The sequence below is a fragment of the Paenibacillus sp. BR1-192 genome (assembly GCF_029542445.1).
Lineage (GTDB): Bacteria > Bacillota > Bacilli > Paenibacillales > Paenibacillaceae > Paenibacillus_AQ > Paenibacillus_AQ lautus_A.
In genome coordinates, this window is sequence record NZ_CP120718.1 from 1,082,327 (window position 1) to 1,095,560 (window position 13,234).

Consider the following 13,234-nt stretch of genomic DNA (forward strand, 5'->3'; position numbering starts at 1 on the left):
GCTGTAGTTTATTAATAAAGATTATAGGAGAGGAGCATTACCGAATGAAAGCAGCAACGAAAGTAGCAATCGCGACCCTAAGCAGCATTCTATTACTGGGTTCTTCCGCAAACCTTGCGGCGGAGGCACAATCCGTCAAGAAAGCCCAAGCATCCGCTGTTAAAAAAACAGCCGCAACAGCCAAGTCTATATCGGCAGAGGAAAAAAAGTTTATCGAAAAAGAGATCCAGAGAGTAAAGGAGTTAACCCAAGAGTCGGGTGATATGTATGTTTTGTATCATAAATACCCACAGTTAAATAGCGGATTTGATATTAGCTATTGGGGAGGGGTGCATGAATTCACTACGTACGAGGACTACTTGAAAAAAGCTTCAACCCTGAAAGGATCCATTCTGCAGCAGCCTGCGAACCTGCCGAAGGGATATAAGTTCTTAACAGCGGTCATTGAAGCCCCGATCGAAGGAAAGTTCGTTGATGAAGTAAGAGCCGAAGGCAAGAAGAGCGGAAAGCCCATCTACATGAAAAAGATAGATTGGAAAGAAGCGGCAACCATCCGTCTTAAATATACGAACGGAGAAGACACGCTGGGCTTTTCCAAGTATGCGGCAGATTCGGTGGGAAGCAAGAAAAAAGGTTTCTTTAACGATAAGCTGCCGGCGCATGTTTTTCCAAAATACGTTTTTTGGAATGATGGCGGCAAATTTGAATACAGTATTTCACTAACCTCATTGGATCTGTCCAGGAAACAGAAGATCGAGATTCTGAAAGCAGCGGTGAAAAAATAACTTCTGCGTCAGCTATAGGTCTTGCGGACAAGCCCATACAGCTCTAGAAATAGGATGGCATGAGTTCTTTTGCAGATCAACATGCCCACAAGCGGTACAAGTATACTGCATGTAACTAAACCAAGAAAATTTTCTTCGCCAAACATGTTGACATTATCAAACTACAATCGTAGCATTAACATAACTACACATGTAGTTTGATTGAATTAACATTGGAGGTTTCATGCATGAATCATCAAATACCACCGATTACGGATGCAGAACTGGAAATTATGCGCGTATTGTGGGCTAATCCGGACTGCCCTTCCAGCGAGGTCGTAAAGAAAATGACGGATCTGATGGGGTGGAACCCCAACACAACTCGGACGCTCCTCAGTCGTCTGGTGCAGAAGGAAGCAGCGGGTGCGAAACTGGAAAAGGGTTCAAAGCGCACCCAACTATTTTATCCGATCATCAGCGAGCAGGAGTATCTGCAGTCTGAAACCAAATCCTTCATGAAAAAACTTTATGGGGGGGCCTTAAAGCCGATGCTTGCCAACTTTTTGCAGGATAAAAAACTGAATGCGCAAGAAATCGAGGATCTGAAGGCTTTGTTTGACGAGAACAGCAGTGACGGGGAAGCAGAAAAGAGAGAGCCCTGATGAGTCATACATTGCATGAAAATTTATTATTGTTTTTCGGCTGGGTCATTCGCGGATCGTTCATGGCCGGCATCCTGATCGTCCTTGTCCTGATCCTGCAATTTCTACTAAAAAACAAGATTGAAGCCAGATGGAGATACTGGCTTTGGTTTCCTGTGGCCATTCGCTTGCTGCTCCCTTGGGCCCCGGAATCTTCGCTTAGCTTATACAATGTGTTGTCTCTGGAGGCCATCGTGCCCGGCATTCATCAACAAACTCAAGTTCCACCGCATTGGAAGGAAACGGGGAGAATAAGCGAAGCGGTGGTTCGCGCTGAGAGTTCTTTAAATCTGGAAGCAGGCGGAACTTCGGAAGTACCTGCTCCATCCCTTGAATCAGAACCCGTGCAGGAGAGCAGTTTTTGGTGGAATGGGTTCAAGCAAATAGGTTTCACCAAAATACTGATGTCGGTTTGGCTTGCGGGCGTGCTGATTCTTGCCGCGAAAACGGTCTACGACCAGCTGCGATTGAAACAAGCCCTGCGCGCGGGCCGAAAAATGGACACGCCTTTTTTATCGGCAGTGTTTCACGAGACGAAACAGCAATTAGGCGTGAAGCGAAACGTGCAGTTTGTCGCCAGCGAGCGAATTCCCGGACCTGCCGTCGTCGGTTATAGTAAGCCGGCGATCGTCATTTCGCCAAGCCTGCTCATCACATTGAAACAGGAGCAGCTGCAGTATATTCTTGCGCATGAGTTCGCGCATATTCAGCGGCGGGATGTGGCAGTGAACTGGTTGATGCATATCATCCTGATCATCCACTGGTTTAATCCGTTATTATGGCTAGCCGTACATAAGGCAAGGCAAGACCAGGAGATGGCTTGCGATGCATGCGTCTTGGATCGGATGAGCCCGCAGCAAAACAATGCATACGGACAAACGATCATCCATGTGTTGGAGCATTTTTCAGGATACCATCGCCAGCCGGGGCTTGCCGGCCTGTCCGCCACGCATAAACAAATGAAAAGGAGACTTAAAATGATTAAGCATTTTAACAAAAAATCCTACCGCCTGTCCATTTTGGGGCTGGGAATGATTCTCGCGCTTGGTAGCGTGACGTTGGTTAATGCAAAGGAAAGCAATGCGGGGAACGTACCGCAAAAAGCTCCAGTGCAATCGGAACAGGATTCAAAAGCTGCCGTGATCTATCCGGAGGGGGATATAGACCGCGAGCTTTACAAGAAAGAACGGGAACAGGCCCGAAAAAAAGCAGAAGCCGCAGCCAAGGCTCTAACTCCACAGGAAAAGAAGTATATCGAGGATGAGACCAATCGAGTGAAGAAACTAAGTAAAGAGACTGGCGATATGTACGTTCTGTATCATAAATATAAGGATCTTAACAGCGGATTCGACCTAAGTTATTGGGGAGGAATAGAAAAATTTTCTGCTTACGAGGACTACCTGAAAAGAGCTTCCACGCTGGAAGGTTCCATCCTGGAGCAGCCTGCCAACCTGCCGGAAGGATTTAAGTTTGCCAAAGCGAGAATTGAAGGTCCAACCGAAGGAAAGTTCGTTGATGAAGTAAGGTCCGAAGGCAAGAAGAGCGGAAAACCCGTCTACGCGAAAAAGATAGACTGGAAAGAGGCGGCAACCATCCGTCTTGAATATACGAACGGGAAAGACACCCTGGCCATTTCTAAATATACGTTGGACTCAGAAGGAAGTAAGAAGAACGGTTTCTTTGAGGATGACTTCCCGGCGCATGTCTATCCAAAATACGTTTTTTGGCATGAAGGCGGCTTTGAATACAGCATTTCAACCACATGGGATATGTCCAAGGAACAGAAGATTGAAATTCTGAAAGCAGCGGTGCAGAAATAACATTTTGAGCAAGCTATTTGGCGCGATAGGCCCATGCAGTCCTGTAAATAGGATTGCATGGGTTCTTTTGTTGATCATGATTTTTGTGGAGTCCGAAAGAAGAGAATCCAAACTGGGAAAGGAATATATAATCAACTTGCTTTTCTGGATTGAAAACGGCAAGTCATATAGCATCACTTCCGATCCGGGACATCCTGTGACGAATGAAAACCTGATCCCATTGGCTTAATTAGCGGTCAAAAATCATGATTCGAATGCCAAAAATGCGATTACATGAAAAGGCCTGGCTTTCATGGCAGCGCTCTAAAGAGAGCTCGTAGGCTCCCAAGTTGTATGTCACACGAGTTACGGCCTGGCCGTATCGGACCTCAGATCCGCTATTTTTGCTTTTTGCTCGCAATTGGGGGATCTATCGGACACACGATCCGTTAAATTGCGTATATCACGTAAAATGAAGGCCAAATTCGGTGAATAACGGATCTCTGGTCCGTTAGTATTAGAGAAACGGTGGTTTTGGTCAAAATAAGGTCCGCTGAGTCCGCTAAAATGGTAAGTAGCTAGTTAGTGCCGTATAAAGTAACGTTCGAACGTAAGCACAACGCTCGAACGTATACTCTCGAACGTATACTCTCGAATGTATACTAAAGTTCGAACGTATGTTAAAGCTCAAACTTATGCTAAGGCTCGAACGTATGCCAAAGCTCCAGCCGTATGCCTAAGCTCGAACGTATGCGAAAGCTCGAACGTATGCGAAAGCTCGAACGTATGCCAAAGCTCCAGCCGTATGCCAAAGCTCAGACGTATGCCAAAGCTGAGACATATGCCAAAGCTCAGACGTATGCCAAAGCATGAGCAGCATGCCAAAACACAAGCAGTATGTCAAATCCCAAACGTATGCGAAAACACGAGGTGATATGCCGTAACTCCAACGTGCCACAACAAAAACAACCCGGCTTGATGGCTCAAGTCGGGTTGTTTAATCAATAGGTTAGTTGTTTAGGTTTCAGTTGCAGTTGCTTACAATGTTATGCGGTTTGTTTTTTGAAAGGTGTGTGGGTGGTGCCGTCGCCTTTCGTTGTTCTGTGCGTCATTTTGTTCCACAGGCCGCGGAGGTAAGGGAGAACCCAATGGTCGAGACCGATTTTACCAGCGTTGGCAGCAGCGACGATGATCAGCACTTCAAGCAGCAGCATTTGGGCGTTGGTGCTCACCGTACCCGAGAAGAGGAACGCGGCGTTCATGACCAGACCCATCAGGGCTGCGAAGGTGGTGAAGGTACCGAGGATCAGTCCGACACCGACGAGGAACTCACCGAGCGGGATGATGAAGTTGAAGAGCTTCACGCCCGGCAGTGCCGCGTGCTCCAGGAACGCTGCCCACCAGCCTTGGACGGCGGGGTGATCGCCGGCAGCTTTGGCAATCGCGCCTTGCAGGAATCCGCCTGCTTCGAAACCACCCGTCAATTTACCCCAACCTGCCGTCATCCATTCATACCCGATGTAGACCCGGATGAAGGTCAGTAACCACATTGCCACTTTGTTTGTTCTCAGCCAGTTGTTAAACATATAAACCACTCCTTATAAGTATGATTTTCTTTTTTTATGAAAGCTTCCTTGCCAATTCTCCGATGTTGAAGTTCTGTGATGTTGTTCTTTAGGAAGATGATCATCTCTTTCATGTCTTTATTATAAGTGAAAAAAATCACAATATATGTGATTTAAATCACATTAGTGATAAAAATCATAAAAAACTTTAAATTTGTGAGTTGGCAGGGGGAAGTGATTGAAAAGGGGCAGGGAGAACGTGGGAAGCAGTACGCAAATGGCAGCCGCAATAGAATAAGCAAAAGAGTTCAAACAGCAAGAAGTATACGCACATCCAATATCAATTAGCAGAGCATAAGTAAGTTTTACGCATAAAGCCAGCATGTAATAAGCAGAGCAGTAAATAGTCGGCGGAAATCCAGCAAGCTATATAAGCAGTAAGCGCAAAGCATCTCCTAGTACCTGGAGCGAGTAGATAATGCGCAACGCATTGGGAGATACCATATCCCTGGACCATGAGGCTCGTCGTGAATGTATTACTAGGCATAACTGCTTATAAAACACGGATGACCGGTACCGATGGCCGCGGTCACCCGATGGCTTATTGATGAAGGCAAGCATTAAGTGGTTGGAGAGAGAGGGATTCAAATGTTTCAATTTGGCGATGAAACGAGTTGAAGGGACTGGTGCAGCCAGTCAGAAATCTCGCATGACAAGAAAACAAGAGGTTTGAGATTACTTTAAATTACTTTTGAACTCTAATTTACTCCCGCATTACTTGTAAATCAGACTGCCTGATTCTGCAGAGGGGAGGAGTCGCTGCTGATTTTCGCTTTGCGCGTGAATTTATTCTGAAGATAAGGCATGAGCCAACGGTCGATGCCGATCTTACCGCTGTTGGCCGCTGAGAGGATGATCAGGAATTCGAGCAGCAGGAGCTGACCGTTGATGCTGATCGAACCGGAGAAGAGGAACGCCGAGTTCATCACCAGCCCCATCAGCGTGGCGAACACGGTGAACGAGCCGAGGATCAGGCCTAGCCCGACAAGGAATTCGCCCAGCGGAATGATGACGTTGAACCATTTGACGCCGGGGAGCGCGGCATGCTTGAGGAATACGGCCCACCAATCTTGAACCGCCGGATTCTCGCCGGTGGATTTGGCGATGGCTCCCTGCATAAATCCGCTCGCATCGAAGCCTCCCGTTAACTTGCCCCAGCCAGCCGACAACCACTTTTACCCGACGTACACCCGAATGACCGTCAGCAGCCACATCGCGATTTTGCTGGATTGCAACCATTGAATAAACATCTACACCACTCCTCCAATGAATAATCATTCTCTTTTTTGTTTTCAGATTTTTGCAAATTTGAAATTCATAAGCGCGACGGAAGCTGAAAAAACAGCAACGATCTATATAATGTCGCATCAGCACAAATTATTCATATTTGCAAAAATCTGTATTTAAATACAGTATTCGCATAGGCTGTGATTTGGCATAGGTTCTTGGCATGGAAAAAAGACGATGGAGAACCGGAGTTCTCCATCGTCTTGCATGGATCGTTACGATGTTAAGCTGTGCGTTTTTTCAGACGAGTTGTCGGCGCTTTAGGCTCATGATCGCGGTGCGTCATTTTGTTCCACAGGCCGCGGAGGTAAGGGAGAACCCAACGGTCGAGACCGATTTTACCGGCGTTGGCAGCAGCAACGATGATCAGCACTTCAAGCAGCAGCATTTGGGCGTTGGTGCTCACAGTGCCCGAGAAGAGGAACGCGGCGTTCATCACAAGTCCCATCAGAGCAGCGAAGGTAGTGAAGGTACCGAGGATCAGGCCGACACCGACGAGGAACTCACCGAGCGGGATGATGAAGTTGAACAGCTTTACGCCCGGCAGTGCCGCGTGCTCCAGGAACGCTGCCCACCAGCCTTGGACGGCGGGGTGATCGCCGGCTGCTTTGGCAATCGCGCCTTGCAGGAAGCCGCCTGCTTCGAAACCGCCCGTCAATTTACCCCAACCTGCCGTCATCCATTCATACCCGATGTAGACCCTAATGAATGTCAGTAACCACATTGCCACTTTGTTTGTTCTCAGCCAGTTGTTAAACATATAAACCACTCCTTAAATGAGTTTTAATTTTTTTGGATTAACATGTTGCTTTGTTTCTGATGTCAATGATGTGTGTTCATGTTGCCTTGGGAAGTGATCACCTTCTCTATGTCTTTATTATAAGTGAAAATATTCACAATAAATGTGATAAATATCACAAAGTTGTGAACATTTCAAAATGAACTCTCGTTTAGGGGATTCTGCACACCGTGGTAAGGCTCTTTGCACGCGCTGATCGTGGTCAGGCAAGGTTCCCAAACGCAAGGCGCATGATTCGGGAAGGGTGCTGCCTGCACGAACGACATGTGGTCCAGCATGAGACACCTGCGGGCGCCACTTAGATCGTGGCAAGGCTCCCCGTACGCAAGGTGCGTGATTCGGCGAAGGCTCTCGGTACGCACAATACGTACTTCTTAATGAGACTCATGCGCGCGGCACATGGATCGTGGACCGAGGTGTGGTTCCAGTACGCAAGTGCATATTCCCTGCCAAAGTTCCCTTATGTAAGGTATGTGGTCCGTGGCGAGGTTCCCAATACGCAAGGCGCGTGATTCGGGAAGGGTGCTGCCTGCACGCATGACATGTGGTCCCGAGCATGTCTGGAGGGCTCTTCGATCGTTAAACAGCCGCCTGCTGCTATATCCATAAAGCGCTGCCAACTCAACGGCGTCAAGGGGAACCATGATCCGAATGCATCTCTTCTTAATACAGACAAAGCACGGATTTTGTGATTAAATGTAAATTAAAGTTGAAACGTCTGTTGGAAATTACGGGTAAACGGTCTGGAAATTTAGGGTAATAAGTAATGGGAGCGTTCATAGGGGGAAACAATATGTTTAGCAAAGGGTCTTTGTCATTCCAAAAAATCGCGTGGAGGACAAGCTTGTTGTCCATGGCGGCAGTATTGCTGCTGTCCGGATGCAGCGGCGGTAAACAGCAGGCGGAGCCAACGCCGGCACCGGTGGTGGAGGCTCCGGTCGAGCAGCCGGTCGAAGTGCCCCAGGAGGAAACCTCTTCTCCATATAAGGCACCTCTGACGGGATTGCCGTTAGAAGCGTCACTGACGCAGCGTCCGCTGGCCGTTATGATCAATAACGCACCGGCTGCTAGGCCGCAGTCGGGTCTCAGTCAAGCCGACATGGTGTATGAAGTGCTGGCGGAAGGAGGAATCACGCGGCTGATCGGCATTTTCCAAAGCCAGAGCGACATTGAGAAGATCGGGCCGATTCGCAGCATTCGACCGTATCTGATCAATCTTGGCGAAAGCTATGGCGGCGTTCTGGTGCATGCGGGAGGAAGCCCGGAAGCCTACAGCATCATTCAAAGGCAAGGCAAGCAGGACATGGATGAGATCGGGAATGCAGGCGCCTACTTCTGGAGGGCCAAGGACCGCAAAGCGCCGCATAATCTGTATTCCAGCGACGAGAAGCTCCGCGAAGGAGCGGCCAAGCTCAATTACGGCAACGACGTGAAGGTGCCAGAGTATTCGTTCTATCCGGAGGCGATCGCTGCAAGCGCCGATGGCGAAGAGGGCACTGAACCGGTTGAGGTTGTTTCCGGGGAGGCTGCAGAGAAGGTAGAAATCAAATTTTTATTGGACAGCTATGTCGTGGATTATCAGTATGACGGTTCCTCCAACACGTACAAACGGTCGATCAACGGATCGCCGCATGTGGATCTCAACGATAACGTTCAGCTGGAGGCCGCGAATGTGATCGTGCTGGGGGCGGACCATAAGGTGCTGGATGACGTGGGCCGGCTTGCCGTGAACGTGGAAGCGGGCGGGGAAGCGATGCTGTTCCAGCGCGGGGAAGTCATCAAGGGACAGTGGGTACGCGCTGCGGGCGATGCGATCCGTTTCGTGAAGGACGGCAAGGAAGTGCCGCTGGTTCCGGGAACGACATATTTCAACATTGTGCCCAACACGCCTTCTTTTGAAAGCCATGTAACGATCTCGAATCCCTAGAATTCGAGGCAGCGAATCAGGCCTGCCGTTTCGGGATAATTTGCACGCATACGGAGATGTTAATAGGCAAGGGAATTGAAGGGATATCCATGCATCTTCTGTTTTGTTAGTTCCTTACATTTTTGAGTGTTACTTTTCTATACACACCCTGCTATGGATGTGATAAGATAGTCAAGGTTGTCTATCTTTTCAGGGCGTTCGCGGCAATTTATCGAAAAAAGGGGTTAAGAGTATGAAAATGAAGAAAAAGGATATATTCTTCCAAACGCTGGAGAATATGGCCGATACGGTGGTACAAGCCGCAGACTATTTTTCGCAGCACGTTTCCAATCTTGAAGATGTGCTTGAATTTGCCAACGAAATGAAGAAATACGAGTCGCAGTGTGATACCTACACGCATACCATCATTACTGAACTCAACAAAACATTTATTACGCCAATCGAGCGCGACGACATCATGGACCTGACAACCAGCATGGACGATGTGATGGACGGATTGGAAGCAACCGCATCCCGTTTCTATATGTATAATCTGGGGAAACCTGACGAGTACATGGTGCAGTTTGCAGAGATTCTGCGTCAATCGGCTTATGAAATTCAGAAAGCCATTCATTTGCTCTCCCAGAAGAAACTTCTGGCGATTCGTGAATACACGATCCGCTTGAACGATCTGGAGAACCAAGGCGACGAGCTGCTGCGGATCTGCATCAAGGATCTGTTTGCCACCGTCTCTGACCCGATTCTGCTGATCAAGAAGAAAGAGATTTACGAACGTCTTGAGACAACCACGGACACCTGCGAAGACGTGGCCAATATGCTGGAATCCATCATTATGCGCAACTCGTAAGGGAGTCCTGAACAATGGATACAACGATGTTAGTATTAGTAATAGTTGTTTTTTTGGCGCTTGCATTTGACTTCATCAACGGGTTCCATGATACGGCGAATGCCATTGCAACGTCGGTATCGACCCGGGCCTTGAAGCCTCGAGTAGCCATATTGCTCGCAGCGAGCATGAACTTCATCGGCGCGATGATGTTCACGGGCGTTGCCAAAACCATCGGCGGCAGCGTCGCGGATCCGACCAAGCTGGATAACGGGATCGAGGTTGTTATTGCAACATTGCTTGCAGCCATCATCTGGAACCTGGTTACCTGGTGGTTCGGATTGCCTTCGTCCTCTTCCCATGCCCTGATCGGGGCATTGGCCGGCGCAGTATTCGTCGGCGCGGGAAGCGACATGCTGAATTACGGCGGATTCAAGGACATCGTGCTGGCGTTGATCCTGTCACCGATTATCGCGTTCGTGATCGGTTATCTGGTCATGCAGCTGCTGAAGCTCATATTCGCCAGACGCAGCCCGCATACGGTAAATAAAGGCTTTCGCACGATGCAAATCTTTACGGCAGCACTCCAATCCTTCACGCACGGTACCAACGATGCACAGAAGGCGATGGGGATTATCACTTTTGCTCTGGTCACTTCCGGTCAATTGACGGAGATGGAAGTTCCGCTCTGGGTTAAAATTTCTGCAGCAACAGCGATGGCGCTCGGTACGTCGGTAGGCGGCTGGAAGATCATCAAGACCATGGGTACGAAAATATTCAAAATCGAGCCGATCAACGGGTTCGCCGCGGATTTCTCGGCCGCTTCCGTTATCTTCTCGGCAACTTTGCTTCACTTGCCGATCAGTACGACGCATGCCATTACGTCGGCAATTCTCGGCGTAGGCTCGGCGAAACGCTTCTCCGCCGTAAAATGGTCCTTGGCAGGACGCATCGTGGTAACCTGGTTTATTACGATTCCGATTACGGCCGTACTGGCAGGAGTCATCTTTAAAATTCTTTTCTAGACATGAATCATTACACATAGAGAAACGGATAGTTGTGGGGCCAATCAGGAATCGATTGGCTTTTTTTGTTTAAAAGAATCGATGGTAGCAGGGGAAGGGGACATCCAATCATGATACGCGTTCTGGCGATTACGCCAAGCTATGAACCGGTGACCGGGCTTACGCTGGAAGAGATCCGGATGGAGGACTATGCCTGGATCTGGGCCGATTTCAGCAATCCCACGCCGGAGGAAGCGCGGAAGCTGGACACTTATTTTCACTTTCATCCGCTGGCGGTGGAGGATTGCCTGCACGTCCTGCAGCGTCCCAAGCTGGATTATTACGAGAAGATGCAGTTCTTTGTCCTGCATGCCCTTCAGCCGGATACGCTGCAGGCGGTCGAGGTGGATGTATTCCTGGCCCCTTCGTTCGTGGTCTCCTTCCACCAGCAGGCACTGCCGGAAATGGACGAGGCTTGGGAACGAGTGCTCGCGGTTGCCGGCAAGGGGCCGCTGGGCCAGGACGGCCCAAGCTTCACGGCGTATACGATTATGGATAAGCTGGTGGACCAGTATTTTCCCAGCCTGTTCGCCATCGAGGACGAGCTGGCCGAGTTGGAAAGCCAAGGGGAGAAGGATTCGGTCGAGGACCTGATGAATCAGGTCTTCGCCCTGCGTTCAAGGCTGCTCCGCCTGCGGCGCACGGTGGTGCCGATGCGGGATCTGCTGTACCGGATCGTGAACTCGCAGCATATGGAGCATCACGCGCACCATGCTTATTTTTCCGACATTTATGACCATCTGCTGAAGCTGGCGGACATGATCGAGGCGGACCGCGAGATGACAGCAGATTTACGGGACAGCTACATATCGGTGAATTCGAACCGGATGAATACAATCATGAAGACGTTAACCGTCATCACGACGATCTTTATGCCGCTCACCCTGATCGCCGGGATTTACGGGATGAATTTCGAGAACATGCCGGAGCTGGGGTGGCATTACGGATACTTCTTCGTGCTCCTTCTCATGTTCGTGCTGGGCGGCGGCATGGTGTTGTGGTTTATGCGCAGAGGCTGGTTTAAATAAGGAGGTTCTAAGGCGGTAAATACTGTTAAGCCAACCGAAGCAGAGATTCCAGTCGGGACCATCTGCGTCGGTCGAAGTTCTGGGTCAGCGGTAACTTTGAAGAGAGATGAGCGGGGAAGGTTGTCCCCTATCAGAGGGTGAATGCTAAATCGCTGTCGTTTCTTGTTCTTCCGTAAGGGGTAAAGGCTTGCTGAGGAGGGACTGCATATGAAACTCGGGCTCAAACGACATCCCAAGAAGCGTTTATCGCGCCAACCTGACGAGCCTAAACGTTCCCGGCTGCTGCGCCGGATGCTTCGCTTAGCTTGGAAACGAAAACGAAAGCTCGCCGTCACGAACCGTTACGAGGCGGGCATGGTCATCAGCGAGATCGCCACGGGCCTGCTGTTCATCGCAGGCAGCATCATGATGTTCTATCCCCAGATGAAACGAATCCCGACGGTGCTGTACCTGCTCGGCAGTATTACGATGCTGCTGCGTTCCGGTTTGCGCGGTTCGTATTGGTTCCGGTTAAAATCGCTGGAAAACGTCGAGAATAAAGAAGCCGGTCCCGAAGGGGACTGGACGCGCTGATGGGATATATAATTTGAAAAAAGATAGGGCTCCAGTCTGGGGGTACAGACTGGAGCCTGCGTGATGTATGAGGGTTCCGTGCATCCGGCCATGGTGGGCCCTAACGTATCTGATGGACCCATCCTGACAGATCTGATCTCATTCGCTGATCAGAACCTGCACTGTTTGATTAGAATTGCACGGCATATAAAGTGTCGTGTGCACCGATTACATAGGTTAACGACGCCGTCTTTTGCCGGAGGACGATTTACGCGAGCCGGAGCGGCGTCTGCTTCCCGAGGACCGCCGTCTTCTCGGTTTGTATTCGTAGCCGTCTTCATTCTGATCCGTATAAGCAGTCGAAGACGATCCGCTGCCCTTCTTCTTAAGTGCGCCTGCCAGCACGGAGAACATAGGCGCAAGCTGCTGGAAGCCCTGCATGACCTTTTGTACCTTGCCGATGTTGTTGACGATGCCGTCGATGCCGCCCATCCGGTCGATGAGACCCTTGATGTCGCTCATATTGTTGACTCCGAGCCCGCCGAGGAGCTTGCCTAATCCACCGCCGCTGCCGCCTCCTCCGCCGAGGAGACCTGCCAGCCCGCCGCCGCCGGAATTCGTGGAGGGAGCGAGAGCCGAAGCCGAAGCCTCCAGATCCGTTACGCCGTCGGTATATGGATATAACGCCGTTTCACCGACTTCCGGATAATCGCCGTATGGCGTGATGCCAGGGTACGGTGTTGGATCCTGCGGCAGTGATTCATATGAATTGAGGGAGCGATGGTTATTCGTGGGTCGGCGATGATAATAGTGAGAATGACGCGTCATGATATCACTTTCCTTTTTGAGTTAAGATACTATA

Annotated in this window: 11 protein-coding genes and 1 pseudogene; 8 read left to right on the top strand and 4 right to left on the bottom strand. The window is 49.7% G+C overall.

Translation table 11 applies throughout. From position 1 onward, the window contains the following. Positions 1 to 44 precede the first annotated feature (44 nt). From P0X86_RS04700 to P0X86_RS04710, 3 genes are all read left to right on the top strand, one after another. Entirely contained in the window at positions 45 to 785 is a 741-nt protein-coding gene (locus P0X86_RS04700; RefSeq protein WP_192569677.1) for a hypothetical protein, read from the top strand. 227 nt (positions 786 to 1,012) lie between these two features. Then, positions 1,013 to 1,426 carry a BlaI/MecI/CopY family transcriptional regulator gene (locus P0X86_RS04705; protein ID WP_012819123.1) on the top strand — a complete coding sequence of 138 codons (414 nt, stop codon included), beginning with the start codon at positions 1,013 to 1,015 and terminating at the stop codon, positions 1,424 to 1,426. Beyond that, positions 1,426 to 3,285, top strand: coding sequence for a M56 family metallopeptidase (locus P0X86_RS04710; RefSeq protein WP_277747894.1), 1,860 nt, complete (start codon positions 1,426 to 1,428; stop codon positions 3,283 to 3,285). The genes P0X86_RS04705 and P0X86_RS04710 overlap by 1 nt, the downstream gene beginning before the upstream one ends. A 1,025-nt stretch (positions 3,286 to 4,310) precedes the next feature. Here the strand turns inward: P0X86_RS04710 and P0X86_RS04715 are convergent. From P0X86_RS04715 to P0X86_RS04725, 3 genes and pseudogenes are all read right to left on the bottom strand, one after another. Further along, positions 4,311 to 4,850 carry a DoxX family protein gene (locus tag P0X86_RS04715; RefSeq protein ID WP_009592282.1) on the bottom strand — a complete coding sequence of 180 codons (540 nt, stop codon included), beginning with the start codon at positions 4,848 to 4,850 and terminating at the stop codon, positions 4,311 to 4,313. Between the two features lie 764 nt (positions 4,851 to 5,614). Beyond that, positions 5,615 to 6,139, bottom strand: a pseudogene (locus P0X86_RS04720) (DoxX family protein). A gap of 260 nt (positions 6,140 to 6,399) precedes the next feature. Next, positions 6,400 to 6,936, bottom strand: a complete 537-nt coding sequence (locus P0X86_RS04725; protein WP_277747895.1) for a DoxX family protein — start codon at positions 6,934 to 6,936, stop codon at positions 6,400 to 6,402. Between the two features lie 832 nt (positions 6,937 to 7,768). Here P0X86_RS04725 and P0X86_RS04730 point away from each other — a divergent pair. The 5 genes from P0X86_RS04730 to P0X86_RS04750 all read left to right on the top strand — a co-directional run bounded on the left by P0X86_RS04730 (position 7,769) and on the right by P0X86_RS04750 (position 12,393). Beyond that, complete coding sequence (locus P0X86_RS04730) at positions 7,769 to 8,902, top strand: DUF3048 domain-containing protein (protein ID WP_277747896.1); 1,134 nt, start codon at positions 7,769 to 7,771, stop codon at positions 8,900 to 8,902. 232 nt (positions 8,903 to 9,134) lie between these two features. Beyond that, positions 9,135 to 9,749, top strand: a complete 615-nt coding sequence (locus tag P0X86_RS04735; protein ID WP_009592343.1) for a DUF47 domain-containing protein — start codon at positions 9,135 to 9,137, stop codon at positions 9,747 to 9,749. A 14-nt stretch (positions 9,750 to 9,763) separates the two neighbouring features. Further along, entirely contained in the window at positions 9,764 to 10,753 is a 990-nt protein-coding gene (locus P0X86_RS04740; RefSeq protein WP_277747897.1) for an inorganic phosphate transporter, read from the top strand. 110 nt (positions 10,754 to 10,863) lie between these two features. Beyond that, positions 10,864 to 11,820 (top strand): magnesium/cobalt transporter CorA, encoded by a 957-nt coding sequence (corA, locus tag P0X86_RS04745; RefSeq protein WP_119849904.1) that lies wholly within the window; start codon positions 10,864 to 10,866, stop codon positions 11,818 to 11,820. A 207-nt stretch (positions 11,821 to 12,027) separates the two neighbouring features. Beyond that, positions 12,028 to 12,393, top strand: coding sequence for a YrhK family protein (locus tag P0X86_RS04750; RefSeq protein WP_277747898.1), 366 nt, complete (start codon positions 12,028 to 12,030; stop codon positions 12,391 to 12,393). 216 nt (positions 12,394 to 12,609) lie between these two features. On the opposite strand, the gene P0X86_RS04755 is transcribed toward P0X86_RS04750, so the two are convergent. Further along, the gene (locus tag P0X86_RS04755; protein ID WP_119849902.1) at positions 12,610 to 13,200 is read right to left on the bottom strand and encodes a hypothetical protein; all 591 of its coding nucleotides are present in this window, start codon (positions 13,198 to 13,200) and stop codon (positions 12,610 to 12,612) included. Between the last annotated feature and the right edge of the window lie 34 nt (positions 13,201 to 13,234).

What these genes read in the sequence shown, in the direction of transcription:
- corA (WP_119849904.1), top strand. Translation starts at nt 10,864, where the DNA reads ATGATACGCGTTCTGGCGATTACGCCAAGCTATGAACCGGTGACCGGG.
- P0X86_RS04725 (WP_277747895.1), bottom strand. Translation starts at nt 6,936, where the DNA reads ATGTTTAACAACTGGCTGAGAACAAACAAAGTGGCAATGTGGTTACTG.
- P0X86_RS04715 (WP_009592282.1), bottom strand. Translation starts at nt 4,850, where the DNA reads ATGTTTAACAACTGGCTGAGAACAAACAAAGTGGCAATGTGGTTACTG.
- P0X86_RS04750 (WP_277747898.1), top strand. Translation starts at nt 12,028, where the DNA reads ATGAAACTCGGGCTCAAACGACATCCCAAGAAGCGTTTATCGCGCCAA.
- P0X86_RS04705 (WP_012819123.1), top strand. Translation starts at nt 1,013, where the DNA reads ATGAATCATCAAATACCACCGATTACGGATGCAGAACTGGAAATTATG.
- P0X86_RS04735 (WP_009592343.1), top strand. Translation starts at nt 9,135, where the DNA reads ATGAAAATGAAGAAAAAGGATATATTCTTCCAAACGCTGGAGAATATG.
- P0X86_RS04710 (WP_277747894.1), top strand. Translation starts at nt 1,426, where the DNA reads ATGAGTCATACATTGCATGAAAATTTATTATTGTTTTTCGGCTGGGTC.
- P0X86_RS04730 (WP_277747896.1), top strand. Translation starts at nt 7,769, where the DNA reads ATGTTTAGCAAAGGGTCTTTGTCATTCCAAAAAATCGCGTGGAGGACA.
- P0X86_RS04700 (WP_192569677.1), top strand. Translation starts at nt 45, where the DNA reads ATGAAAGCAGCAACGAAAGTAGCAATCGCGACCCTAAGCAGCATTCTA.
- P0X86_RS04740 (WP_277747897.1), top strand. Translation starts at nt 9,764, where the DNA reads ATGGATACAACGATGTTAGTATTAGTAATAGTTGTTTTTTTGGCGCTT.
- P0X86_RS04755 (WP_119849902.1), bottom strand. Translation starts at nt 13,200, where the DNA reads ATGACGCGTCATTCTCACTATTATCATCGCCGACCCACGAATAACCAT.